The 24190-nt window shown below is 66.0% G+C and carries 18 protein-coding genes; 12 read left to right on the top strand and 6 right to left on the bottom strand.

Annotated elements, in window-relative coordinates:
* Positions 1 to 209 precede the first annotated feature (209 nt).
* Positions 210 to 3044 (bottom strand): TonB-dependent receptor, encoded by a 2835-nt coding sequence (locus AC5P68_RS15030; protein WP_164208341.1) that lies wholly within the window; start codon positions 3042 to 3044, stop codon positions 210 to 212.
* A 554-nt stretch (positions 3045 to 3598) separates the two neighbouring features.
* On the opposite strand from AC5P68_RS15030, the gene AC5P68_RS15025 reads away from it, so the two are divergent.
* The 4 genes from AC5P68_RS15025 to AC5P68_RS15010 all read left to right on the top strand — a co-directional run bounded on the left by AC5P68_RS15025 (position 3599) and on the right by AC5P68_RS15010 (position 7731).
* Positions 3599 to 4051 (top strand): PA2169 family four-helix-bundle protein, encoded by a 453-nt coding sequence (locus AC5P68_RS15025; RefSeq protein WP_005411167.1) that lies wholly within the window; start codon positions 3599 to 3601, stop codon positions 4049 to 4051.
* Between the two features lie 317 nt (positions 4052 to 4368).
* Positions 4369 to 6897, top strand: a complete 2529-nt coding sequence (locus AC5P68_RS15020; protein ID WP_231522800.1) for an RHS repeat domain-containing protein — start codon at positions 4369 to 4371, stop codon at positions 6895 to 6897.
* A gap of 66 nt (positions 6898 to 6963) precedes the next feature.
* On the top strand, positions 6964 to 7344 hold the full coding sequence (locus tag AC5P68_RS15015; RefSeq protein ID WP_005411165.1) for a hypothetical protein: 381 nt from the start codon (positions 6964 to 6966) through the stop codon (positions 7342 to 7344).
* A 24-nt stretch (positions 7345 to 7368) separates the two neighbouring features.
* Complete coding sequence (locus tag AC5P68_RS15010; RefSeq protein ID WP_032967009.1) at positions 7369 to 7731, top strand: hypothetical protein; 363 nt, start codon at positions 7369 to 7371, stop codon at positions 7729 to 7731.
* A 115-nt stretch (positions 7732 to 7846) separates the two neighbouring features.
* Here the strand turns inward: AC5P68_RS15010 and AC5P68_RS15005 are convergent, their stop codons facing one another.
* Positions 7847 to 11203, bottom strand: coding sequence for an autotransporter domain-containing protein (locus tag AC5P68_RS15005; protein ID WP_231522801.1), 3357 nt, complete (start codon positions 11201 to 11203; stop codon positions 7847 to 7849).
* 188 nt (positions 11204 to 11391) lie between these two features.
* On the opposite strand from AC5P68_RS15005, the gene AC5P68_RS15000 reads away from it, so the two are divergent.
* Both AC5P68_RS15000 and AC5P68_RS14995 read left to right on the top strand, forming a co-directional pair.
* Positions 11392 to 11592 (top strand): hypothetical protein, encoded by a 201-nt coding sequence (locus tag AC5P68_RS15000; RefSeq protein ID WP_005411162.1) that lies wholly within the window; start codon positions 11392 to 11394, stop codon positions 11590 to 11592.
* Between the two features lie 156 nt (positions 11593 to 11748).
* Positions 11749 to 12099, top strand: a complete 351-nt coding sequence (locus AC5P68_RS14995) for a VOC family protein (RefSeq protein WP_005411161.1) — start codon at positions 11749 to 11751, stop codon at positions 12097 to 12099.
* A 15-nt stretch (positions 12100 to 12114) separates the two neighbouring features.
* Here the strand turns inward: AC5P68_RS14995 and AC5P68_RS14990 are convergent, their stop codons facing one another.
* A complete protein-coding gene (locus tag AC5P68_RS14990) occupies positions 12115 to 12744 on the bottom strand; it encodes a TetR/AcrR family transcriptional regulator (RefSeq protein ID WP_005414565.1) in 630 nt (209 codons plus the stop codon).
* A 126-nt stretch (positions 12745 to 12870) separates the two neighbouring features.
* Here AC5P68_RS14990 and AC5P68_RS14985 point away from each other — a divergent pair, with 126 nt between their 5' ends.
* Positions 12871 to 14343, top strand: a complete 1473-nt coding sequence (locus AC5P68_RS14985) for an MFS transporter (protein ID WP_088470149.1) — start codon at positions 12871 to 12873, stop codon at positions 14341 to 14343.
* A 10-nt stretch (positions 14344 to 14353) separates the two neighbouring features.
* Here AC5P68_RS14985 and AC5P68_RS14980 read toward each other — a convergent pair whose 3' ends face one another.
* Positions 14354 to 14659 carry a KGG domain-containing protein gene (locus AC5P68_RS14980; RefSeq protein WP_033833971.1) on the bottom strand — a complete coding sequence of 102 codons (306 nt, stop codon included), beginning with the start codon at positions 14657 to 14659 and terminating at the stop codon, positions 14354 to 14356.
* A gap of 220 nt (positions 14660 to 14879) precedes the next feature.
* Here AC5P68_RS14980 and AC5P68_RS14975 point away from each other — a divergent pair, with 220 nt between their 5' ends.
* The 3 genes from AC5P68_RS14975 (at position 14880) to AC5P68_RS14965 (ending at position 18784) form a co-directional block, all read left to right on the top strand.
* Positions 14880 to 15062, top strand: coding sequence for a peptidase S41 (locus AC5P68_RS14975; protein WP_111108283.1), 183 nt, complete (start codon positions 14880 to 14882; stop codon positions 15060 to 15062).
* A gap of 98 nt (positions 15063 to 15160) precedes the next feature.
* Entirely contained in the window at positions 15161 to 16054 is an 894-nt protein-coding gene (locus AC5P68_RS14970; RefSeq protein ID WP_005414561.1) for an NAD-dependent epimerase/dehydratase family protein, read from the top strand.
* A 198-nt stretch (positions 16055 to 16252) separates the two neighbouring features.
* Positions 16253 to 18784: a methyl-accepting chemotaxis protein gene (locus AC5P68_RS14965; protein WP_033833969.1), complete on the top strand. Its 2532-nt coding sequence runs from the start codon at positions 16253 to 16255 to the stop codon at positions 18782 to 18784.
* A 77-nt stretch (positions 18785 to 18861) separates the two neighbouring features.
* Here AC5P68_RS14965 and AC5P68_RS14960 read toward each other — a convergent pair whose 3' ends face one another.
* A complete protein-coding gene (locus tag AC5P68_RS14960; RefSeq protein WP_005414559.1) occupies positions 18862 to 19248 on the bottom strand; it encodes a DUF2628 domain-containing protein in 387 nt (128 codons plus the stop codon).
* A gap of 217 nt (positions 19249 to 19465) precedes the next feature.
* Here AC5P68_RS14960 and AC5P68_RS14955 point away from each other — a divergent pair, with 217 nt between their 5' ends.
* Positions 19466 to 19639 carry a hypothetical protein gene (locus AC5P68_RS14955; protein WP_005411154.1) on the top strand — a complete coding sequence of 58 codons (174 nt, stop codon included), beginning with the start codon at positions 19466 to 19468 and terminating at the stop codon, positions 19637 to 19639.
* Positions 19640 to 19699: 60 nt separating this feature from the next.
* On the opposite strand, the gene AC5P68_RS14950 is transcribed toward AC5P68_RS14955, so the two are convergent.
* Positions 19700 to 21745, bottom strand: coding sequence for a TonB-dependent receptor domain-containing protein (locus AC5P68_RS14950; RefSeq protein ID WP_231522802.1), 2046 nt, complete (start codon positions 21743 to 21745; stop codon positions 19700 to 19702).
* Positions 21746 to 22242: 497 nt separating this feature from the next.
* On the opposite strand from AC5P68_RS14950, the gene mdoH reads away from it, so the two are divergent.
* The gene (gene mdoH / locus AC5P68_RS14945) at positions 22243 to 24168 is read left to right on the top strand and encodes a glucans biosynthesis glucosyltransferase MdoH (RefSeq protein ID WP_231522803.1); all 1926 of its coding nucleotides are present in this window, start codon (positions 22243 to 22245) and stop codon (positions 24166 to 24168) included.
* Positions 24169 to 24190: the final 22 nt, after the last annotated feature.

The raw sequence follows: 24190 nt of genomic DNA, 5'->3' as shown, positions 1-24190 counted from the left end.
CATCGCATTCAGTGGTGAATCCGGAGAGGTCGGGCGAGGTGGATGCCACGCGGGCGATCCTCGCTTGCCTGCTCCATCTGCTGCCGTTGCGCCAGTGTTGCCGGGGATGTTGGAGATTGGGTCGAAATAGCGTGGAGATTGGGTGGAGGTTGTGTGCGGCGTGGCCGGCGGAACTCCCCTTCCGCCGGCCACGTGCACGGACGCTACGGTCAGAAGCGCTGCGAGTACTTCACGTACACCGTGCGGCCGATATCGAAGCCGCCGTAGTAGGGGAAGGAACTCTCCGGCTTGGAGAACATGATCGGGCCGCGATGGTCGAACACATTGTTCGAGCCCACTGCCACGGTGCCATCCCAAGGCAGCCTGTAGCTGACCTGGATGTCGTGGAACGCATTCGAGCCGACCCTGCGCACGGCATCCGGTTCGCCGTTGGCGATGCGTTCGGGCGCGGTGCAGGGCCGGTTTGGCATGCAGCCTTCCATCATCCCGGAGTAGTAGCGCACCGTGTACTGGGCCGAGAGGTTGCCCAGCTGCCAGTTGACGCCGAGATTGGACCGCAGGCGGAACACCCCAGGGCGTCCAATACGACCGTCCATGATGGTGTCACCGGCCGAGTTCTGCTTCTCCTCGTCGTACTTGGAGACGTAGCTGTTCTGCAGGTCAAGGGTGAAGCGACCGAACGCGTATTCCGGCAGGCGGTAACGGATGCCCAGGTCCCAGCCCTCGGTCTTCATCGCGCCGAGGTTGGTCAGGCCGTAGAACATGCTGGTGATGTGGCCATCAGCGGCACGCTTGACGCTGCCGCAGCGCGAGGCATTGCCCAGCACGTAGCAGTCACGGAGGATGCGATCGACGTTGTCCTCGATGATCATGTTGGTGATCTTGTAGCTGTACCAGTCCAGGTTGATGTCCAGACCGTTGACCCAGCGCGGGCTCCAGACCACACCGACGGTCTTGCTCTTGGACTCTTCCGGGCGCAGGTTCGGGTTCGAGCCCGTGGTGAATTCGTTCGGGGTGGCGCACGGGTAGCTGGTGCAGGGCTTCAGGCCCTGGGCCAGCTGCTCGTAGCCACGCGGAACACCGGCGGCGTTGCAGGCCGCGTTGCCGTTGACGCTGTTGGTGGCGCCGATGCCGCAGGGGTCCACGTAGGTTTCGAAGCTGGTGCCCAGGCCGCCATACAGGTCGGAGATGCTGGGAGCACGGAAGCCCTCGGCGAAGGTGCCGCGCACCATCAGCTCCTCGACCGGGCGCCAGGCGAAGCTGGCCTTGGTGTTGGTGGTGCTGCCGAAGTTGCTGTAGTCGGAATAGCGTGCCGCAACGTTGACGGTCAGCTCCTTGGCGAACGGAAGGTCACGCAGCACCGGCACATTCACTTCGGCGAAGACTTCATTGAGGCTGTAACCGCCTGCAGTGGTCTGTGCCCCCAGTGCAGTGCTCTGGCGCGACTGGGCAAAGGCGTCGGGAACGTAGCGTCCTTCTTCCTTGCGGTACTGGTAGCCCATCGCCACCGAGAGCTCGCCCGCCGGCAGTTCCAGCACCGGGCCGGAGATGTTGGCGAAGTAGCTTCGGGTCTTGGTGATGCCGGTATCGGTGAACGTGGGGAACAGGAAGCGCTGCAGTTCCGGGTCGGCAAGCGAGCCGGCGCCAGCAACGCCGTACGGCAGCAGCGGATTCCAGGCCAGGCAGCCGGCGATCGGTGCACCTGCGCTGCCACAGCGTGCTACACCGTTGCCATCAACAAAGGACTGTCCCAGCGCTTGGCGCGAGGCGATCAGGCTCATGTCACCACGGCCGGTCTTGGTCACCTCGTTGCGGTTGAACAGCGCGCCCACCTCCCAGTCGAACGTTCTGCTGGCCAGTTCGAAGTAGCCCGACAGCGTCGGTGCCACGCGCAGCGACTTCAGCTTGCTTTCGGTCGTGCGCGGAAGCTCCCACAGGCGGCGGTTGAAGGCGATGTCATGGCCGACCGGGTTGAACGCACTGTTGCCGGCCAGCGGCGTCCCGAACTTGGTCGATTCGTAGGGGTAGCCGGCAATCTGCTGGTCCGAGATGCGCTCGTTGTAGCCGATATCGGTGGTGAAGGTGATCTGGTCACTCAGTGCATAGTCGGAGCTGAGGAACAGCGACCGGCGCTCGATGCCGGTCTGCACATGCATCTGCTCGTTGCCGTTGGAATACTCGGCTGGCGTGATCGGATGGTAGTCGTTCGGATTCTTCGGGTCGCCACCACGATTGAGTGTCTTGAACACGGAATTTCCGGTGGCACAGTCGTAAAGCGCCGGGTCACACCAGGAGCCGTTCTGGCTGAGGTCGCTCCAGCCCGCGCGCGGATAACCCGGCCCCGAACCACCATGCCTGGAGAACCAGCGGTCGCGGGCGAACACCGGGTCGGCCTTCTGGTATTCCAGGGCCAAAGTGTAGCCACCTCGCTCGCCGCGCGCGCCGGTAACGAGCGAGAACGTGCTGTCCTTGCCGTCGCCCTGGCTGAACTGGCCATGCTGCGCCGAAAGCTCCAGCCCCTCGACGCTCTTGCGGGTAATGATGTTGATGACACCGGCGATGGCGTCGGATCCGTAGAGCACCGAGGCGCCATCCTTGAGCACGTCGATGCGCTCGACCGCGCTCATCGGAATCTGGCTCAGGTCCTGCAGGCCGCTGGTGCTGGCGCCCAGGCGCTTGCCGTTCACCAGCACCAGGGTACGGGTGGCGCCGAGGTTGCGGATGTTTGCGTAGCTGCCGCCGACGTCTTCGCCGGACGACAGCGTGCGCGAACGCGAGAGCGCTGGTGCGCCGGCCGACGTGAGGTTCTGCAGGACGTCGGCGATGGTGGTGAAGCCCTGCTGCTCGATCATCTTGCGCGAGATGGCAAGCACCGGCTGCTGGGTTTCCACATCCACGCTGCGTATCGCCGATCCCGTCACCTGGATGCGGTCCAGGTTCTTCGGAGACTTCGCAGCGTCGTCCTGTGCATTGGCAGCCGGCGAGAAAACGGCAGCCAACACGGCGCCGATCCCTGCCGAAAGCAGAGTGTATTTGTAGTGCATTGTTTCTCTCTCCAAATCCGTTGTGTGGTCGCAATGCGCGCGGCGCTACGACCGGTCTGCATTCCGTTACCCGGAATCGAGAGGAACCTAACATCCCGCTCACATTTGAACTGCGTTATGGACGCGTTATCTTCGCGCGCCCTTGGCCGCTGTCCTGCACGGGGAGTGCACGTCGCGTCGACGTTGTGCAATGTCGTTTCGCTTCAGTCTGGCAGCTCCTTTCCCGGCATACACAGGAGGCCGCCGATGAATACGCCTGGCAAGCCGAAACCCAGCTGGAAGCAATGGCATGTGCTGCTGGTGATTCTGGCGATTGCGCTGCTGATCAGTGTGATCATCGTCATCGCGCCATGGTGAGGCAGGCATCGCATGCTTGTTTTCCGTGAACATTCAATGATGCCGGCAATGAAGAAGTCAGCACGTGTTCCGCATGGTGATGTGTACATCAATTCGTACTCACCTGGCCGGCACACGAGGACGATGATAGTGAGGTCGAAGGCAGTGCCGACGCGCTGCCATTCTCCACTGACTTTCGAGCACACAGGAGCGACGCCATGAGCACCCAGTCCACCATCGAACATCGCCTCAACGACCTGATCGAGATCGCCCGTGATGGCAAGTCCTTCTATGAGGAAGCCGCAACGAAGGTAAAGGATGCCGAACTGTCGGCACTGTTCACCCGTATCGCCGGGGTCAAGGCGCGGATCGTCGCGGCGCTGAGTGGTTCGGTTGCCGCCAGCGGCGGCAAGCCGGCCGAGCACGGCACCATGGTCGGTTCGATGCAGCAGTTCTACGGCAAGGTGCGCGCCGCGTTTGGTGATACCAACTACGGCTACGTGGCCGAACTGGAAGAATCCGAAGACCGCCTGCTGGGCGCGTTCAAGGATGTGCTGCAGGACAACGATCTGCCGCCGGCGGTGCGCCAGGAAGTGACCCAGCTGCTGCCGGATGTGCAGGAGTGCCACAACGTCATGCGGGCACGCAAGCACGCCATGAAGGCCGCCTGACGTCCCGCACCGGGCGTCCGATCGCGGCCGTCGAGCCCCGGAGGCGCGTCATGCCCCGGGAACCTTCGCAGTCCGGCAGGGCTGCGAAGGACCGGGCGTCCCGTCCCGTTTCCATGGTTATACTTGGCCAAGTCCAGGGAACAGGCGCGGCATGACGAAGGGGGCCTCGTCCAGCATCAACGTCAATCGCCAACCGGATGCAGCCGCGTCCGGTTTTGTGCGTGTGCGCGGTTTGCTGTGATGTGCGCTTCGCCGGTCTTTCCGTTGCCTGGTCCTGGTTGTCCCATCGCCATCCATTGCGAACAGGCCCACTGACGATGCGTCGAGTCAATGCACTTTCCGCGATGATGTTGCTGGGCACGGTTGTGGGAAGTGCGGGGGCGCAGTCCTACAGCAAGACCAACGTCATCACCTATCACGATGATCTGTCGAAGTGGGTGCTTGGCCAGGTCCGGACGTCGGTCAACCAGGACACGGGCCGGACCGAGTCCCAGGTGGATTATGACCCGGCCACCGCAAAGCCCCAGCGGATCCATGCCTTCGGCCAGCTCCAGCAGACCATTCACTACAACAGCGACGGTACCGTTCGCGCCGTGGTGGACGGGCGTGGCAATACCGTGAGCCTGTCCGGCTGGAAGCGCGGCATCCCCGGGAACATCCAGTATGCGGATGGTTCGACCCAGTCTGCCGGCGTGGATGACAATGGCTGGATACGCTGGATCACCGATGGCCGGGGCAACACCACGCGTTACGACTACGACGCGATGGGGCGCATGTCGCTGGTCGACTACCCCGACGGCGATACGGTGGACTGGGCGTCCACCACGACACAGTTTGCCCAGGTGGGCGGCGCCGAGTACGGCATTCCTGCCGGTCATTGGCGGCAGACGGTCAGCACCGGCAATGCGCGCAAGGTCACCTACTACGATGCGCTGTGGCGCCCATTGCTGGTGCGCGAGTACGACGCGGGCAATGAAGCCGGCACGCAGCGGGCCTCGGTGACCGCCTATGACACGGCAGGGCGGGTCACCTTCCAGTCCTATCCTGTCGCGGGGGTCGGTACGGTCCAGGACGCCGGAACTGGCGTCCGTACGACGTACGACGCACTTGGGCGGGTGGTCCAGGTCAGCCAGGATTCCGAGATTGGCGCGCTGGTCAGCACAACCGAGTACCTGCCGGGGCGGCGCGTGCGCACGACCAATGCCAGGGGTATCCCGACCGTCGTGACCTACACCGGTGCAGATGCCGCGAAGCTTGACTGGCCGGTACGTATCGAACTGGCAGAGGGAGCCGTGCTGGATATCCCGCGGGACGTCTTCGGCAAGCCGACGTCGATCACCCGCAGGGCCAGCAATGGCTCGGTGACGTCGACCCGGCGCTATGTCTACGATGCGGCGCAGCGGTTGTGCAAGACGATCGAACCGGAAACCGGCGCCACCGTATTTGACTACGACGCCGCATCGAACCCGGTTGGAAGCGCGCAGGGGTTGGACCTGTCCGATGCAGGCAACTGCAACCAGGACATTGCCGCGGCGAGCGGGCGCCGGGTGGTGCGTTCCTATGACGCACGCAACCGGCTCGCATCACTGCAGTTCCCCGACGGCAATGGCAACCAGCGCTGGAGCTACTGGCCCGATGGCCTGGTCAAGCAGGTCACCACGTTGAACGCCGGGGTGGAGACGCACAACAGCTATGCGTACAACCGTCGCGGGCTGCTCATCGGTGAGGTGCAGAGCCCCACCGATGGCGAAGCGCTGGCGATGGGGTATGCCTACGACGCACTGGGCAACCTGTCCGCGCATCGCTATCCCTCCGGCAACGTGGTCGCGTATGCGCCCAACGCACTGGGACAGGCCGGGCAGGCGGGCTCCTACGCCGCTGGCGTGGTCTATTACCCCAACGGGGCGATTCGTCAGTTCACCTATGGCAACGGCATTGTCCACTCGATGGTGCAGAACGCGCGCCAGTTGCCGGATGAAAGCCAGGACACCCTTGGCGCAACCCGGATCCTCAGCGACGGCTACGACTACGATGCGGTCGGCAATGTGATGGCAATCACTGACGGTGCCACGGGCCGCAACCAGCGTGGCAACCGCAATCTGGGCTATGACGCGCTGGATCGGCTCGTTTCGGCTTCCTCGCCCATGTTCGGCTCGGCGAGCTACAGCTATGACGCGTTGGACAACCTCACGCGGGTGACGATTCTCGGCCGTGACCATCACTACTGCTATGACAACGCCTGGCGCTTGACCAACGTGAAGATCAACGGGTGCGGAGGGGCAACCGTGGTCGGCCTGGCCTACGATGCCCAAGGCAATCTGCGGGCGAAGAACGGACAGCCGTTCACCTTCGACTTCGGCAACCGGCTGCGTGCGGCGGCAGGTTCCGAGAGCTACCGTTACGACGCTGACGGTCGCCGCACACAGACAGATTCATCGTTCGGACGGATCACCTCGATGTACGACCACGCCGGCGTCCTCCGCTACCAGGCGAGCGAGCGCGAGGACAAGCGGACCGATTACATCACGCTGGGCGGAAGCCTGGTCGCCAAGGCAATGGTGCCGATGCGGCGTTCGCCGGCCGCGAAGGACTTCGTTGGGTGGTCGCCTGTGGCCTCTGCCGTCCGCTACGTCGTCGAGGAAAGCGTGGACGGGGTGACCTGGACCACGGTCTACGAAGGCAACGCCGCGAACTGGACGTCTGCCGCACGCCCTGCCACCAGCTATGCGTATCGCGTGCTTGCCTGTGGCGCCACGGGGAGCTGCACGCCGGTGTCCGATGTCTCGCATGTCCAGCGTCCGCAGGGTGACATCGTGCCCCTGCTGTACCAGCTGCTGCTGGGCTGAGCGTAGCGGGCTGCACCGGCCGCAGTGGACCGTCAACCGGTTGTTCATGACAGGGGAAGGAAGAACATGGCTGGAGTACGTGCTGTATCGCGCCCGCGTGGCGCCATCGGCGGCAAGGTCCTGCTGGCGGTGGTGGCAGTGCTGGGAACTGGCCTGGCCTCAACGGCAAATGCTGAGCCTTACAATCTGGAAGGCCATCGGATCGTATCCGTCGCAACTGGCTGGGGCGGGGAAGGGTTCTACCTGGTGACGCAAGGTGTGCTTCCAGCGGGCTCGGATTGTGGGGGTGGCAATCGCTTCATTCTCCTCAATGATCATCCAATGCAGAGGGAGATGGTCTCGATGCTGCTCATCGCCTGGCAGAACAAGCTGCGTGTCGGATTGCGTGTCGACGGCTGCACCTCCGGGGTAATGCAGCTGAGGGCCGTGACGATGCCTGAGGCCTGATGTCTGAATCCACAGGGGAACTACATGATGATGAGTGACGCGACGCCGGGCTTCCGCAGGAGGTTGGGAGCGGGGTTGGCCTTGACGTTGGCCTTGTGCCTGTCTGCACCACTGAAGGCGGAGCCAACCAGCGATCAGATGACGATTCTGTCGCTGCGGCCGTACATGGACGGCCCGGCGGGAATTGTGTACGTGCATGTTTCGAGTACGGCTTTCTGCAATACCGATACCTTTGCAATCGACATGTCCCGGCCGGGAGCCAAGGAAGCCTACGCGGCGGCGTTGGCAGCGCTGACATCGGGGAAGAATGTCCGGCTCGAGGCGTTCAACTCCACCGGGTGCAATGGCTGGGCGACCCGGCTCCAGTCGATCTTCATTCACGCGTAACGCTCCACGGATGGATCCAGGACGCGATGATCCTGGGGTATCGCGCATGGCCCTGGGGCGTGGATAAAAAAGGGGCGGCCCTGAGGCCGCCCCAAACCGTCAGGAGAACACGCGTCTAGAAGCGAACCGACCAGCGCATGTTGGCGCTGTGGTCGCGGCTTTCACTGCCGTACTGGCCGCTGTAGCCCAGCTCCAGCTGCTGGCGCGGGGTCAGCCAGGCCGACAGCCCCAGCTCGGCCACAACGGCGCTGTCGGCAATCGGGGCGCCTTCGACCGCGAAGGTGGTGGTGCTGTTGGCGAATGCGAGGTCGGCCAGCTGGCTGCGGTCACCCGAGGCACGACGGTAGCCCACGCCCCCACGCAGGTGCAGCCAGCTGTCCTGCTGGAACGATGCCTTCAGGCCCTTGTCGAAGCGCAGGCCAGCGGTGGCGATCGTGGTGCCGGTGTCGTCCACCTTGCCGTGCAGGGCGGCTGCACCACCGCGCTCGTTGATCTGCTTCAGGTCCACCTCCACGCGCGCGACCTGCAGGTAGGGTTCCAGCCCGGCCTCCGGGCCACCAAAGCGGTAGCCGGCTTCGATGAAGGCCTGGCGGGTATGCGCGTTGTAGCGGGCGCTCAGGCTGTCTCTGAACCCTGCGAAGTCGACATCGCGGGTGCTCTTCACCTTGTGCTTGCTCCAGGCGACGCCGCCACGCAGGCCGAGGCCGCCCCAGTTGTGACTGGCATATGCACCGAAGTGGGTGTTGTCGATCTTCGACTTGGCACGAAGCGCCTGCTGCTTGACGTCGGTGCGGCCGGTGCCAGCCAGCACGCCGACCTGCCAGCCAGAGAACTCGTGGTCGATACCGGCCAGCAGGCCGTTGCTGTTGGCTTCGGTGCGGGCGGTATTGCTGTTGCCGTCCAGCCTGCTGTTGCCGCCCAGAGCCTGCACCCAGGCGCCGGTGGCGTCGCCCGCATCGGCACCTGGCGCGACTGCACCTGCACGGCGGGACAGCACGGCATCGCGAACGTAGCGGCTGCCTTCCACCAGTGCGAGCGGCGTGGCTGCGTGCAGTTCGCCGCTGAGGCCGTCGAGCACGCCGCCGACCTGCTGCGGGAACAGCTGGGTCAGCGGCCTGGGCAGGCCCTGGTTGATTGCCAGCAGGTCCGCCGCGGCGGCCACCGCGCGCTGGTTCGGGGTGGTGGCGGCGCTGGCCAGCGAGGCACCGCGTGCCACGTCGATGCGGGTGCCATTGGTGCCGTAGGCGAGGCTGAACTGCAGGAACGGCGAGAACGCGCTGAAGTCGGTTTTCGCGAACTGGCCGTTGATGCCACCGTCGGCGCGGATGAAGTTGAACTGCTCGCCGAGATAGTAGATGCCTGGTTCCGGCAACGCGACCAGCGTGCCGCCGAGGGTGGCGGTACCGGTCACGTGCAACTGGTCGCTGTGCCCGCCAGGCGCGAGTTCGGCGGCGTAGACGCCGGTCGCGCCCTGCACGTAGTCGCCGTTGATGGTCAGCGTGCCGATCGAATTGCCGGGCGCGATGGTGCCGTCCACTCGGGTGCTGCCCAACGTGCCGATACCCTTCAGCAGGCCGTTGCTGCCGACCGTGGTGGTGCCGCCGGTCTGCATGCCATTGAAGGACACCACGCCGCCATTGACGGTCAGGTTCCCGTCCTTCAGAACGCCGCTGGCGCTGACCGTGCTGACGCCACCGGTAGTGGTGAGTGCGGTGGAGACCAGGCTGCCGTTGAGCAGGAACCGGCCGCCTTGCACATCGACTGCCGAGGTGAGGGTGTTGCTGCCGTTCAACTCCAGCGTGCCCTCGCGCAGCACCGCGCCGTTGAAGCTGTTGTCGCCGCTCAGGCGCAGCCAACCGATGCCGGATTTGGTCAGCGTGCCGGGGCCGCCGATGTCATTGGTCCAGTCGTCCCAGGCATCGCCCTCCCACACCTTCAGGCCGCCGGCCCTCTGGTTCATCACCACGTTGGTATCCACGCGCAGCGAGCCATAGCCCTCGATGGCCCTGCGCAGGTCAACCATGCCCCAGCCGTAGATCGGGTCGACGCCTGCCGCACCGAGATCGCGCGCGGTGGTCAGCAGGACGTCGCGCACCTGGGTGTTGTCCAGGTAGGGGAAGCGCTCCATCAACAGGCCGAGTGCGCCGGTGATATGGGGGGCGGCCATGGACGTGCCGGTCTTCAGGCCGTAGTCGTACGTGGGATTCTGGCTGTCGATGAGAAGACGGACGTAGTCTGCGGTCTTCTCCAGCCGTCCCTGGATGTCACCGGAAACGATGGTGCTGAGGATTGCCGTGCCGGGTGCGGAAATGCACCAGTTGGCGGCAGCGCCACAGATGCTCGAGCCTGCGTTGATCACGTAGTCGGTTTCACCATTGGCTGTATTGGGCTGGCGAACGTTGGCGACGGCCAGCCAGTAGGGCTCGATCTCCGGCTTCCAGCGCGGCAGGGCCGCGGTGATACCGGCGACGGCGCCGCTGCCATTGCCGGCCGACCAGACCTGGATCAACTGCGAAGCGGGGGCGTTCGCACTGTCCTTGTAGATGCTTCCGTATACGTCGTAGCCGGCACCGATGCGTGCGTACTGGGCATCCAGTGCGGCCACGGTCATGTTCCGGGTGGAGATGCCCCAGCTGTGATTGATGGCACGCACGCCTTGTGCCTGCAGCTGCGCGTACATGTCCAGCCTTGCGGCACCATCGGGATCCGTCCGTTCCACGGCTTCAGGCAGGTAGCCTCCGCTCGCCTGGCGCCTCCATTCGTAGTAAGTGTCACCAAATACACGGGCGGTCGTCAGATCGGCACCGAAGGCGACGCCGTGCATCCCCGTGCCATTGCGGTTGGCGCCAATGGTTCCGAGGACATGCGTGCCGTGATCGGCATAGCGGAAACCCCATTCACGGCCTGCGGCAATGATGTTGGCCTGCAGGGAAGCAGGCACGCCCGCGCCGAGCGTGTAGTAGTTGATACCCGGTTGATCACCCTGTGTCTGGCTGCACGCGCCGGTACCGCCGACGGTTCCCGGTGACGCACAGTTCGGGCCGATGGTGATGCTGGAGGTGTTGCGGCCGGCGAATTCGGGGTGAGCCAGTGCCGAGCCGGTGTCGAACAGCGCCAGGCGCACGCCCTTGCCGGTCAGGCCGCGGGCATACGCGTGGTCGGCCCCCATCGCACCCAGGCCCCAGTCGGCGTTGAATTCATCGCTGCGCCAGCTGGCGGCATCGCCCGGAATGCCGAGCAGGGCGGTGGCGGTTGCCGCGGGCGTGGCGGCCGTCGATGCTGCAGGCGCGCTGACGGCGGGCTGTGCCCACGCCGCCTGCAGCTCGCGCTGTTGCTGCCATGCGTCGAGCGCCTCGCCGGCCATGGCGGGCGCGGCAGCGGCAAGCAACAGAGAGCTGGACACGGCCAGCGCGAGGCGGCTGTGCAGCGGGGAGCGGGAGTGGGACGAACGGCCGTGCAGCGGGTGATTCATCGGGCAACTTCCTTGGTGGACGGGCAACAAGGCCGTTAACGCCAATCCGTGGCGACATCCCCCATGCATGTGAAAGGAAAATTGTGAACAGGTTAAGTGTGCGTGACAGTGGGCTTCACTTCGTCTCCCCGTGTCCTCGCTAACGTGGGCCGGCCTGGGCTCACCAGGCTTATCAAGGAGTGATGGCGATGCGTGTTGTCAGGAAGGTGATCGCAGTGGCGGTATTCGCGTTGGCGTGTACCGGTTCGGTGGCAGTGGCAGGGCCGGTCGAGCCCTGCGACCAGCCGTGCTGGCGGGCTTATCAGATGTGCCTGGCCAGTGGCACCGATGCCGGTGAATGCCAGCAGGCGTACAACACCTGCGTGGTCGATCTGTGCATGGGCGTGTGAGTCGCGCCGTTTGAGCCGTACGCGGAGCCCCGTCATCGACGGGGCTCTTCTGTTCCAGCGATCGCCTCAGGTGGCGATGCGGGCATCTGGCCTGAGCCCGCTTGCGGGCCATGCACGCAGCGGCGAGGATGTGAAATCGCACCGGAGCCGCTGCACATGGCCGTCAAACGCATTGTCGCCAACATCGCCACGCCCGACCCGGCGCGTGCCGCAGCGTTCTATGGCGGGCTGCTGGGCATGCCGGTGGTGATGGATCATGGCTGGATCGTCACCCATGGCGGGCAGGGCAGTGCGCTGGCGCAGGTGAGCTTTGCCAGCGAAGGGGGTTCCGGCACCGCGGTGCCCGATCTGTCGATCGAAGTGGACGACCTGCAGCAGGTGCTGGAGCGCATGCACGCGGCCGGCATCCCGCTGGAGTATGGCCCTGCCGACGAGCCGTGGGGAGTGCGTCGTTTCTTCGTCCGCGACCCGTTCGGGCGGCTGTTGAACATTCTCGCCCACACCTGAGCGGGAAGCGTTGCGTCAGCGGCGTCTGCCGCTGCGCGTCGGCGCTGCCGGAACGCCGACCATGCGCAGGCAATCCGCTTCCACAGCGGCGATGAAGGCATCGGCATCCTGTGCGGGTGTGGCGATCAGGTCGTCGGTGGCACCGTGCACGCCGGCATAGATCAACGAGGCGGTGACCTGTGGAGCAGGCAGCTGCCACAGTCCGGCTGCGTTGCCCGCTTCGAGGATGCCCAGCAGCTGCTGCTGGATCGCATTGCGCTCGGCATTGCCCCGCTGGTGGTGGTGATGGTTGGCGTACACCACGTCATGCAACGCGTGGGTGCGCGCGTAGATCTCGATGTTGGCGCGGATCCAGGCGCGCAGGCGCGCTGCGCCATCACCGGCAGGGTGCTGCTGCACTGCCTGCTCGACCTCGTCCATGAACTGCCGCGTGTAGCGCTGCGCCAGCGCCTGCAGGATCTCGGTGCGGGAGGCGAAATAGGTATAGAAAGTGCCCTTGGCCACGTCGGCCGCGGCGACGATGTCGCTGATGGTGGTGGCGTCCACACCCTGCGAAAGGAACAACGCCTGCGCGGCGTCCATCAGTTCCTCCTGGCGGGTTTCGGCGGGCTTGGTGCGAGGCCTGGCGACAGCTGGGGTCTGCATGGTCGGCGGTATCCGGGTGTGACGGACGCCATTCTAGCTGCCCCTTCGCACTGACTGACCGCCAGTCATTGACCGACGGTCAGTCAGTCGATAGGATGCGCGCACATCCTCCCCCCGGATCCACGCATGAGACGCCTCCAACGGCCCGCCCTGGTGCTGGCGGCCTACCTCGGTACATTCCTCGCTTCGCTGGACATCAGCATCGTCAACGTGGCCCTGCCAACCCTGCAGCAGGCGCTGCAGACCGACATGGCGGGCCTGCAATGGGTGATCAACGCCTATGCGATCGCACTGTCGGCGCTGATGCTGTCGGCCGGTCCGTTGGGGGATCGCTACGGTCATCGGCGGATGTGGCTGCTGAGCGTCGCCACCTTCACCATGGGCTCGCTGCTGTGCGCCTGCGCCAAGGACCTTTCGACCCTGGTCGCCGGGCGCGCGGTGCAGGGCGTGGCAGGTGCGCTGTTGATTCCCAGTGCGATGCCGATCCTGAGTCACGCATTTCCCGATCCGGGCCAGCGTGCACGCGTGATCGGTGGCTGGTCCGCCTTCAGCGCGCTTGCCCTGGTGCTTGGCCCGTTGCTGGGCGGTGCGCTGGTGCAGCGGGCCGGCTGGCCCAGCATCTTCCTGATCAACCTGCCTTTGGGGCTGCTGGCGTTTGTGCTTGGCGCCTGGGGCATCGCCGAGCGACGGCACCCGCAGCACGCCGCGCTGGATCCGGCCGGGCAGCTGCTCAGTATCGGCGCGCTGGGCGCACTGTGCTATGGCCTGATCGCGATCGGTGAGCAGGGCCTGTTGGCCCCGGTGACGCTTCTGGCGCTGGGCGCCGCAACTGCGGGGCTGATCCTGTTCGGCATCGTCGAGCGGCGGGTGGCACGCCCCCTGCTGCCGCTGGACCTGTTTGCCGACGGTCGCTTCCGCATGCTCAACCTGGCCTCGTTCGTGCTGGGCTTCACCGCCTATGCGAGCCTGTTCTTCCTGTCGCTGTTCTTCCAGCAGGCACAGGGGCACAGCGCGGCGCTGGCAGGCTCGCAGCTGGCTCCCCAGTTCCTGTTGATGGGTGTTGTCTCGCTGTTGTTCGGGCGCCTGGTTGCCCGCCTCGGGCTGCATGCCGCGCTGGTGCTGGGCTACGTCCTGGCCGGTGTGGCGATGTGCGCAATGGCCACGTTCGAACCGGCTACTTCGCGCGCTCATGCCACTGCCGTGCTGATGCTGCTTGGCATTGGAATGGGGCTGGCGGTGCCAGCGACCGGCATGGCGATCATGGCCAGCGCACCGGCCGAACGCGCAGGTATCGCGTCAGCCACGATGAACGCGCTGCGCCAGGCAGGCATGAGCCTGGGCATCGCGCTGATGGGCAGCCTGATGGGCCAGCGTGCCGTACAGCAGTTCACCGCCTGCGCACAGGCCGCAGGGCAGCAGCGGCTTGTTGCGCAGGCGCGTGAACTGATCCTGCACCCGGGCTCGATGCACGCCACGCCGCAGGTGCTGACCTGGTACCGCAGTGCGATGGCCAGCGGGTTCGGTTGGGCGATGGCGGTGGCGGGTGCGCTGGCCCTGCTTGCGGCGCTTGGGCTGCATCGGCAGCGTGCATCGGCTTGACGCGCAGCATTCAGCCTTGCTGGCGTTGCGGGTCCTCTGCCGTGCGTTCGATCGCCTGAGGCTGTTGTTGCTGCTGGCGCGCGTTGGCGTGGCGTGCGTGTCCACCTTCGCGTCCGATCGTGGCCATGTGCTGGCGGTCGCGGCTGATCGCTTCGCCACCCTTGCGGCCTGCGACACGTGCTTCGGCCGGACTGAATTCGTGCGCATTGCCGGAGGCATGTGCCGCGCGCCCGCCCTTGGCGGCGATCGCGCGCTGTTTGTCCTGGTCCATCGAGGCGAAGCCCCGGTTGGAGCTGCGCGGCTTCTGCTCAGTCATGTGAAATCTCCTGCAGTGTGGACGCCGCCTTCGTGGGCGACGGCGTCCATGCTTGGCCACCGCACGCTAAGTCCAGGTCGCCATCTTCGCCCCGGTTTTCACGCGCCCTGCGCACCGTGATGATCACGCAGCCGGACCGGCGGCCGCATTCGTCGCGTATTCACTGCCGGCCCTCGGATGTGCGCGCAACGCCGGCGGCCGCAGTGGCGGTGCCGCACATATGTTCGATGATCCTGTGCTGCTGCCCGATGGCTATCAGATAAACGTTCCGCACCGGCAACCGATCAAACTGCGCACCGGTGGCAACGGCGAACGGACCGGTGTCGCGCCCCACGCGGCAGGCGGCGACGATCCGCTCTCCATCGCACGTCAACTGCTGGCTCCGCCGAAGTCGTCAAGATGAACGCACAGTTGCGCGGTCGTCCTATCGCAGATGTTCCGTTGCATGCCTAGAATCGAAGCATCCCGGTAGTTCCCGGGCGCTTCGAGTGAATGGACTCAATGAAGATTCTGTTGACCGGCAGTTCCGGGCGGATCGGGCGCGCGATCTTCGGCGCGCTGGCGGCTGCCCATGAAGTGGTGGGTCTGGACCGCAGTCCGTTTGCCACCACGCGCATCATTGCCGATGTCACCGATCATCAAGCCGTCGTGCGCGCGGTGCAGGGCGTCGACGCGGTCATCCATACCGCGGCCCTGCATGCGCCACACGTCGGCCTGGTACCGGACGCGGTGTTCCAGCAGATCAACGTGGACGCGACTGCGCACCTGCTGCAGGCGGCGCGCGAGGCAGGCGCACGGCGGTTCGTGTTGACCAGTACCACCGCGCTGTACGGCCACGCGGTGGTGGCAGGGGGATGCCGCTGGATCGATGAGGATACCGAGCCGCTGCCGCGAACGATCTACCACCGCAGCAAGCTGCAGGCCGAGGCCCTGGCTGAAGCTGCCGCCGCACCGGACTTCGGGGTGCGCGTGCTGCGGATGGGGCGCTGCTTCCCGGAACCGCCGGAACGGATGGCGATGTTCCGGTTGCATCGTGGGATCGACGCCCGTGACGTGGCCAGTGCCCATGCCGCGCTGCTGCTGGATGAGGGGCCGGCCTTCGCCCGCTACATCGCCTGCGCCGCGACCCCGTTCCGGCGCGAGGATTGCCTGGAACTGGCCACCCAGCCGCGCAATGTACTGGCCCGGCGCGTACCGCAGCTGCTGGCCGAGTTCGAGCGCCGCGGCTGGCCGTTGCCGCTGAGCGTCGACCGCGTCTACGACAGCGCCCGCATCCGCAGGGAGCTGGGGTGGCAGCCGCGTTTCGGGCCGGACGCCGTGCTGCAGCAGTACGCCGCAGGCAGCATCGAGGTGTTGCCACGCGCGGAGTGGATCAAGGATCGGGTGGCCGAATAGGGGAAGCGGGGACGGATCCCTGAGTGGATTCAGGAATGTGTAGGCCGGTCGCCTCAACCTCGTTGGCAGGCGGCCGCTAACCCGGTGCGCTTCCTGCGCCGGGCGGGTCCCGGCGGCCGGTGGCCTGCGCGACGGATCGCGCGCCTGCGCGGTGCCCTCCCGGCGCCGGTCGTCCTGAACTGCCTTGCGGACCCCTCCATGCCTTCTTCCCGTTCCGCCGCTGCCCGCCGCCCGGGCAGCATCGCCCACAAGCTGATGCTGGGCACCGCCGTCATCGCGCTGCTGTGCTTCGGCCTGACGGCGTTCCTGATCTATCGCCAGGCCAGTGCCAGCCTGATCGATGCCTCGCGCCAGACCATGACCAGCGAGGCCAACGCCGAAGCGCGCCAGGTCGCCGCCGACCTGGGCACGGCGTTTGCCAGCAACGATGCCATGGTCGAAGCCGTGCTCGCCCAGCGTGCGCGGGGCGACGTGCCCGATCGCGCCAGCCTGGCTGCCGTGCTGGGCGAGCAGCTGCGCACCCACCCGGAGTGGCTGGGCAAGAGCACCATGTGGGAGGCCGATGCCTTCGATGGCAGGGATGCCGAGTTCGCCAACACCGCGATGCACGATGCCAGCGGCCGCTACATGAGCTACTGGGCCTGGCATGACGGCAAGCCGCAGCAGTCGACCATGACCGACTACACCGAAGCCGCCGACGGCTCGGCCGACTGGTATGTGGTACCCAGCCGCGACAAGCTGCCCAAGGTCAGCGAGCCCTATGCCTACGACATCGCCGGCCAGCAGGTGCTGATGAGCACGTTGAGCTCGCCGATCGTCGAAAACGGTACCTTCCTCGGCGTGTTCACCGTCGACTTCTCGCTGGCGGCGCTGCAGAAGCACCTGGCGACGCTGACGCCGATGGGCGCAGGCCGCGTCGAGCTGCTTTCGCCCAACGGCGTGGTGCTGGCCTCGGCGAATGCCGCCGAGATCGGCAAGCCGCGCACCGACGCATTGACCCGCAGCATGCTTGCCGACATCGCCGCCGACCGCCGGTTCGAAGCCTTCACGCCCGATGCAGCCGGCAACGTGCGCGTCTACGTGCCGCTACGCGTGGGCAATGCCCCGCAGCGCTTCGCGCTGGGCGTGGTGATGCCGCACGCGGTGATCGTGGCCGAGGCGCGCCAGCTGCTGTGGTTGACGCTGCTGGTGGGCGTGGTGGCCGCGCTGACGCTGAGTGCCGGTGTCTATGTGCTGCTGCGCCGCCTGGCGATCCGCCCGTTGGCCGAAGCGGTGCGGGTGGCGGGTGACGTAGCCGCCGGCAAGCTCGACAGCACCTTGCCTGCGCGCAGCAACGATGAAGTGGGCCGCCTGCTGGACGCGATGCAGGGCATGCGCGGGCAGCTGCAGGCGGTGATGGCGGCGCAGGCGGAAATGGCGCGCCGCCACGATGCTGGCGAGCTGAGCTACCGCATGGACGCCACTGCCTTCCCCGGCGAGTACGGCCGCATGGTGGCCGACAGCAACCAGCTGGTGGCTTCCAGCAATGCGGTCACCCAGCGCCTGGTCGAGGTGATGCAGCGTTACGCGGTGGGTGACCTCAGCGTGGACATGGAAGCGCTGCCGGGCGAGAAGGCGGTGTTCACCGCAGCGATGGCCACCACCAAGAGCAACCTGGCCGCGATCAACGAGCAGATCCAGCAGCTGGCCGCCGCCGCGGCGGCCGGCGACTTCGCTGTACGCGGTGATGCCCAGCGCTTCGACCACGATTTCCGCCGCATGGTGGAGACCCTCAACATCATGATGCAGGTCAGCGATCACAACCTGGCTGAGCTTTCGACGCTGCTTCGCGCGATTGCCGCCGGCGACCTCAGCGCACGCATGCGCGGTGATTTCCATGGCGTGTTCGCGGTGATGCGCGACGATGCCAACAGCACCGTGCAGCAGTTGACCCAGATCGTCGGCCAGATCCAGCAGTCGGCCGCCAGCATCCGCCTGGCGGCGGGTGAGATCGCTGCGGGCAACAGCGATCTCTCGCGTCGTACCGAGCAGCAGGCCGCCAACCTGGAAGAAACCGCCGCCTCGATGGAGGAGCTGACCTCCACCGTGCGCCAGAACGCCGACCACGCGCTGCAGGCCAATACCCTGGCAGGATCCGCCGCTGACGTTGCCAGCGAGGGCGGGGAAGTGGTCAACCAGGTGGTGCAGACCATGGAGCAGATCGAGGCCTCCTCGCAGCGCATCGCCGAGATCATTTCGGTGATCGACGGCATCGCCTTCCAGACCAACATCCTGGCGTTGAATGCGGCGGTGGAAGCGGCGCGGGCCGGTGAGCAGGGCCGCGGCTTCGCGGTGGTCGCCAGCGAAGTGCGCGCGCTGGCGCAACGCTCGGCGGGCGCAGCGAAGGAGATCAAGGAGCTGATCGACGCATCCGTGGCGCAGGTCGGTGCCGGTGCGCAGCTGGTGCACGGTGCGGGCCGTACCATGCAGGCCATCGTCGGCCAGGTGGGGCGCGTCAACGAGATCATGGCCGAGATCTCGGCTGCGTCGCGTGAACAGTCCGCCGGCATCGAGCAGGTCAACCAGACCGTGGTGCAGATGGATGAGACCACCCAGCAGAATGCCGCGCTGGTGGAGGAAGCCAGCGCCGCGGCGCGGGCTATGGAGGAGCAGGCCGAGCAGCTGGCCGTGGCGGTCTCGCGCTTCCGCCTGCAGGCCGAACCGGAGGCCATGGCCCGCCGCGCGGCCTGATCCCGGAAACGAAGACGCCCGGAGGGGGCCGGGCGTCGGTTGCATCCTTGCCGCGCATCCTGCGCAGGTCTGATGGCTCAGAACATTCCTTCAAACGGGTTCCAGCTGGTACGGCCTTCCACCTTCTCCAGGTAGTAGCTGTAGTTGGTGCTGGAGGCGACCAGCAGGTTCATGGCGATGAACAGCATGCGCCCGACGACGTCCGGAAGGAACATGGAGACGATGGCCAGCACGATGTTGATGCCGATCACCACCAGTGCCTTGCGCCACATGCCAAGAATCAGCAGGTAGATGGCACCGAAGAACAACGCGAAGAAGTTCAGGTTGATCTTCAGGCGGTCACCAAAGGACAGCGCCTTCCAGGCCTGCTTGAAGCCGGGGTTCTTGGGGGCGCCGTGCTGGCGGAAGAAGTTGAAGCGGAACTGCCACTTCGGGCTGAACTGGGACAGGTCAGTGGTATTCATTGGGGGGAGACATCCCTGTGAGAAAACGTTTTCATGATAGGGCAAGTCCTATTCAGGATCCAAGCGTCACCGTCAAAAATGTGACGCCTGCCTTGTTCCGGCTGCTGCGGCAGGGGCGCGCACCGTCACCCGCCCGCCTTGTTTTTAGGATAGGGTGCGCAGTTCCGCTGCCGCACCAGCTGAATCCGTGCGGCGGCGGGATGTCCATGGAGGTTGCATGACCACACCTGCTACACCGGAAAACGCACCGGGACCGGTGCTTCTGCCGACACCTGAAGTGGTGCAGGCACAACAGCTGCTCGCACGCCAGCAACTGGCGGTGGCGATGGACCGTGCACGCACGGCGGCTACGCAGAGCGCGGCGCCCGCCGCCGCATTGGAAAGCGAGTAATCCGCAACACCGCCGATCGCGCTGGCCCGTCGCCAGCGCGATCGCGGCGGACGCTCTTGGTCAGAACCGCGCGGTCATGCTGAGGAAGTAGCTGCGCCCGGCCACGAAGTAATCGGTGGAGCCTTCCGCATACAGCTTCTTGTCGGCCAGGTTGCTGACGCCGCCACGCAGGGTCAGTACCTCATTGACGTTCCAGGCCGCGGTCAGGTCATACAGCGTGTAGGCCTTGAGGAAGGTCGTCGCCGTGCCGGCCTGCCTGCCGGTGTACTGCGCCGACAGGCTGCTGGAAAACACCGCGTCGGGCGTCCAGTCCAGCGACGAATAGCCCGAGAATTCGGGGGTATCGATCAGGTTGCGGCCGGTGGTCAGGTTCCTGGCTTCCTTCATCCACGTCGCCGAGGTGCGCCAGCGCCAGTGCTCGCCGAAGCGGACATTGAAGTTGCCTTCCATGCCGCTGGTGCGTGCGCGCTGCACGTTGCTCATCCGCGTCCACCAGATGCCGTTGAACCTGCCCAGCGGTGCGTACTCGATCTTGTTCCTGAAGTCGGTGTGGAAGTAGGTCAGGCCGGCATCCACCAGATCGTTGTCGAAGCTGATGCCGATCTCGCGGTTGGTGCTGGTTTCCGGGTCCAGGTCCGGGTTGCCGGCCATGTAGCAGCCGCCGCGGGTATAGCCCAGCGGAATCAGCGAGGTGCAGCCACGGCCACCGGACTGGGTGGCGGCGCTGGCGGAGTTCTCGGTCAGGCTGGGGGCGCGGAAGCCCTTGGAAACGCCACCGCGGATGGTCCATTGCTCGGCCGGATGCCAGACCAGGTAGGCGCGCGGGCTGACGTGGCCACCGAATTTCTCATGGTGATCCAGGCGCGCGCCCAGGGTCAGTGCCAGGGTGCGGTGCAGCTTCAGTTCGTCTTCGACGAACAGGGCCCAGGTATCCACTTCCAGATCGGAGCCGCTGACGGCATTGCCGGCATAGTCGATCGGCGCGCGGCCGATGGTGTCGGTGTTGGTCAGCTCCTGGCGCTTCCACTGGCCGCCCACGGCGAACTGGTGTTCAACGCCGAGGGTGAACGGCGTGGTCAGGCTGCCCTCGATGATCGTATCGGTGGCTTCGGAACGGCCGGTAGCACCGATGTCGTTCCTGTACTCGGTCCAGTACGCACTGATCTTCGAATTGCCGAAGCTCCACTTGCCATCGTGGTTGAGCGCCAGCGAGCTGCGCTTGAGTTCGCTGGCACCCCAGGCGCCTTCATCCTGCTTTTCCAGCGAAGCGTCGATGAAGGCCTGCTGCACGCCATGGCCGGCTTCGAGCGACAGTTCCTGCGCGTCGCTCAGTTTCCACTGCAGCAGCGCATCGACATTGCGGTCCTTCTCGCCTGCATACGCGTTGCCGTAGACACCACCATTGGAGCGATCCGAATCGCGGCGCATGCTGTTGGCACCGATGCGCAGGCCGAAGCGCTCGCCGAGCGGGCCGGAGAACGTCGCACCGATCTGCTGGGTGTCGCCGCGCTTGCCGTCGCCCGGGCGGGTATAGCTGTGGGTGGCGCTGCCGCTCCAGTCATCACCGATGCGCCGGGTGATGATGTTGATCACGCCGCCCATGGCGTCGGAGCCATACAGCGACGACATCGGTCCGCGCACCACTTCGATGCGCTCGATCTGGTCGGGCGAGATCCAGTTCAGGTCCTGGCGGCCCAGGTCCGGCCGGTAGTTGGTCGAGGCCGAGCTGCCCATGCGCTTGCCGTCCACCAGCACCAGCGTGTAGTTCGACGGCATGCCGCGCAGCTTGATCTTGGACTGCTCGCCAACCGCACTGAGGCCACCGGTCACGCCGGGCACGCGGCTGAGCAGGGTGGCCAGGTCGTGCACCGGCTGGCGCGCGATGTCCTCGCGGCTGATCACGCTGATGCTGGCCGGCGCATCCTTGATCCATTGCTGGTTGCCCGAAGCGGTGACCACCACGGTATCCAGGTCCTTGGTGGAGGCATCGGCGCTGGCCTCTGCAGCGGCCAGGCCGGGCAGGGCCAGCAGGCAGGCAGTGGCCAGGGCACTGGCCAGGCGGGTGCGCGGCAGGCGCGCGGAACGGGAGCGGAACGGCTGGGACATGACGGCTTCCATCGAATGAGGGGGGACCGGATGGAAGCAACGGGCACACGCAGACAAGCAGGCAGGCCCCCCCTTCCATGGGTCGTAGGGCGCACGGTTCGGGCCGGCGCAGCTGGGTGGGTCTCGGCCGTACGGAGGACGGCGACCTGCCTGGTTAATAAAATGATAACCGTTCTCGTTTGTCACGATCCAGTACCCGGCGCCACGAAGCGACATTCCGCTGCGCGGTCCACCATCGCCTGCTGTTTGCTGAATGGGGATAAATCCCGGCGTAGACCTTCGCACTCGGCTTACATCCGGCGCCCTAGACTGGGCCGCATTTTCGATTCCGCCCCGTTGGAGATCGTGTGGGTTCCGGTAGTGACAGACAGCGACTGTGCGGCCAAGGGCCGGTACAGCCAGGACAAGTGCGGGCGCCGGGAAGGCGCGCCGGGAACCTTCGCGCATGCAGCCCGGCCGGGACGGCCGGCCATGCCGATCGTGGGGAGTAAGCGGTGATGGGGGGTCAAACCATCCACGCGGAAGCGGATGCGCCCCGGCTCGACGCCGGCTGGGCGCTGCTGCCGGCCGAATCTCCGCTGCCGATGCCCGAACAGACCCTGCGCGAAGGCAAGCTGAAGGTCCGTCGGCACCGTACCTCGCCACGCATGATCGGCCTGCGCCGGTTCTACATCTTCGGCGGCACCCTGGCCATGACCGCCATCGCCACCCGCATGATGTGGCGGGTGCTGTCTGCCAATGGCATCAGCGTGCTGGAAGCCTGCCTGCTGGTGCTGTTCGTCGGCCTGTTCGCCTGGATCGCGCTGTCCTTCGCCAGCGCTGTGGCCGGCTTCCTGACCGCCGTGTTCGACCGGGGTTACCGCCTTGGCATCGACCCGGACAAGCCGCTGCCGGCGGTGCATAGCCGCACCGCGCTGCTGATGCCGACCTACAACGAAGACCCGCGCCGGCTGCTGGCCGGCCTGCAGGCGATCTACGAGTCGGTGGCCGCCACCGGCCAGCTCGAACGCTTCGACTTCTTCGTGCTCAGCGATACCCGGCGCGAGGACATCGCACGCGCCGAGGAGCAGGTATTCGCCGAACTGCGCGAGCGCGTGCCGGACGGCCAGACGCGGCTGTTCTACCGCCGCCGTGGCGACAACAGCGGGCGCAAGGCCGGCAACATCGCCGACTGGGTGCGCCGCTTCGGTGGCGCTTACCCGCAGATGCTGATCCTGGACGCCGACAGCCTGATGACCGGCGACAGCATCGTGCGCCTGGTGGCCGGCATGGAACACAACGCCGATGTCGGCCTGATCCAGACCCTGCCCTCGGTGATCGGTGGCCGCACCCTGTTCGCACGCATGCAGCAGTTCGGCGGTCGCGTGTACGGCCCGGTGATCGCCCGTGGCGTGGCCTGGTGGCATGGCGCCGAGAGCAACTACTGGGGCCACAACGCCATCATCCGCACCCGTGCCTTCGCCGACCACGCCGGCTTGCCAGCGCTGCCGGGGCGCAAGCCGTTCGGCGGCCACGTGCTCAGCCACGATTTCGTCGAAGCAGCGCTGATGCGCCGTGGCGGCTGGGCCGCGCACATGGTGCCGTACCTGGGGGGCAGCTACGAAGAAGGCCCGCCGACCCTGACCGACCTGCTGGTGCGCGACCGTCGCTGGTGCCAGGGCAACCTGCAGCACGGCAAGGTGGTCGGCAGCCGTGGCCTGCACTGGATCAGCCGCACCCACATGCTGATCGGCATCGGTCATTACTTCACCGCGCCGATGTGGGCGATGCTGATGTTGATCGGCATTGCGATCCCGCTGTTCCAGGAAGGCATCGATTTCAATGCCCTGCTGCACCTGTCACCCAGCGTGTACTGGCGGGCCCAGGACGAGGAGCAGGTGGTGCGCCTGTTCGCCGCCACCATGGCGGTGCTGCTGCTGCCCAAGGTGCTGGGCTATCTGGCGATGCTGATGGACCCTGTCGACCGCCGCGGTTGCGGCGGTGCGATCCGTGCGTTCGTGTCGATGCTGGTGGAGACCGTGCTGGCCGCACTGATGGCACCGGTAGTGATGTACGTGCAGTCGCGCGGCGTGGCCGAAGTGCTGTCCGGCCGCGATTCCGGCTGGGACGCACAGCAGCGTGACGATGGTGGCATCTCGTGGATGGCCTTGATCCGTGGCTACGGCGGGCTGGGTGTGTTTGGTGCGTTCATGGGTGTGCTGGCGTGGGCGGTGTCGCCGTCGCTGGCAGCCTGGATGGCGCCGGTGGTGATCGGCATGGTGCTGGCCGTTCCGGTGGTGGCGCTGACCTCCTCGCGCGGCCCGGGTGCCTTCCTGCATCGCCTCGGCCTGCTCGACATCCCCGAAGAGAACATTCCGCCACCGGTGCTGGTGCGCGCCGCGCAGCTGCGCCGGGAAGCCGCCGAGCAACCGCCGCTGTACTGATGGCCCTGCACCAGCGGCATAA

The sequence above is a fragment of the Stenotrophomonas sp. YJH_SMC_58 genome, assembly GCF_059369635.1.
This window is presented reverse-complemented; position numbering and strand designations above follow the sequence as displayed.

What these genes read in the sequence shown, in the direction of transcription:
- AC5P68_RS15030 (WP_164208341.1), bottom strand. Translation starts at nt 3,044, where the DNA reads ATGCACTACAAATACACTCTGCTTTCGGCAGGGATCGGCGCCGTGTTG.
- AC5P68_RS14970 (WP_005414561.1), top strand. Translation starts at nt 15,161, where the DNA reads ATGAAGATTCTGTTGACCGGCAGTTCCGGGCGGATCGGGCGCGCGATC.
- AC5P68_RS14960 (WP_005414559.1), bottom strand. Translation starts at nt 19,248, where the DNA reads ATGAATACCACTGACCTGTCCCAGTTCAGCCCGAAGTGGCAGTTCCGC.
- mdoH (WP_231522803.1), top strand. Translation starts at nt 22,243, where the DNA reads ATGGGGGGTCAAACCATCCACGCGGAAGCGGATGCGCCCCGGCTCGAC.
- AC5P68_RS15020 (WP_231522800.1), top strand. Translation starts at nt 4,369, where the DNA reads ATGCGTCGAGTCAATGCACTTTCCGCGATGATGTTGCTGGGCACGGTT.
- AC5P68_RS14990 (WP_005414565.1), bottom strand. Translation starts at nt 12,744, where the DNA reads ATGCAGACCCCAGCTGTCGCCAGGCCTCGCACCAAGCCCGCCGAAACC.
- AC5P68_RS14980 (WP_033833971.1), bottom strand. Translation starts at nt 14,659, where the DNA reads ATGACTGAGCAGAAGCCGCGCAGCTCCAACCGGGGCTTCGCCTCGATG.
- AC5P68_RS15025 (WP_005411167.1), top strand. Translation starts at nt 3,599, where the DNA reads ATGAGCACCCAGTCCACCATCGAACATCGCCTCAACGACCTGATCGAG.
- AC5P68_RS14985 (WP_088470149.1), top strand. Translation starts at nt 12,871, where the DNA reads ATGAGACGCCTCCAACGGCCCGCCCTGGTGCTGGCGGCCTACCTCGGT.
- AC5P68_RS14995 (WP_005411161.1), top strand. Translation starts at nt 11,749, where the DNA reads ATGGCCGTCAAACGCATTGTCGCCAACATCGCCACGCCCGACCCGGCG.
- AC5P68_RS15010 (WP_032967009.1), top strand. Translation starts at nt 7,369, where the DNA reads ATGATGATGAGTGACGCGACGCCGGGCTTCCGCAGGAGGTTGGGAGCG.
- AC5P68_RS14975 (WP_111108283.1), top strand. Translation starts at nt 14,880, where the DNA reads ATGTTCGATGATCCTGTGCTGCTGCCCGATGGCTATCAGATAAACGTT.
- AC5P68_RS15005 (WP_231522801.1), bottom strand. Translation starts at nt 11,203, where the DNA reads ATGAATCACCCGCTGCACGGCCGTTCGTCCCACTCCCGCTCCCCGCTG.
- AC5P68_RS14950 (WP_231522802.1), bottom strand. Translation starts at nt 21,745, where the DNA reads ATGTCCCAGCCGTTCCGCTCCCGTTCCGCGCGCCTGCCGCGCACCCGC.
- AC5P68_RS14955 (WP_005411154.1), top strand. Translation starts at nt 19,466, where the DNA reads ATGACCACACCTGCTACACCGGAAAACGCACCGGGACCGGTGCTTCTG.
- AC5P68_RS15015 (WP_005411165.1), top strand. Translation starts at nt 6,964, where the DNA reads ATGGCTGGAGTACGTGCTGTATCGCGCCCGCGTGGCGCCATCGGCGGC.
- AC5P68_RS15000 (WP_005411162.1), top strand. Translation starts at nt 11,392, where the DNA reads ATGCGTGTTGTCAGGAAGGTGATCGCAGTGGCGGTATTCGCGTTGGCG.
- AC5P68_RS14965 (WP_033833969.1), top strand. Translation starts at nt 16,253, where the DNA reads ATGCCTTCTTCCCGTTCCGCCGCTGCCCGCCGCCCGGGCAGCATCGCC.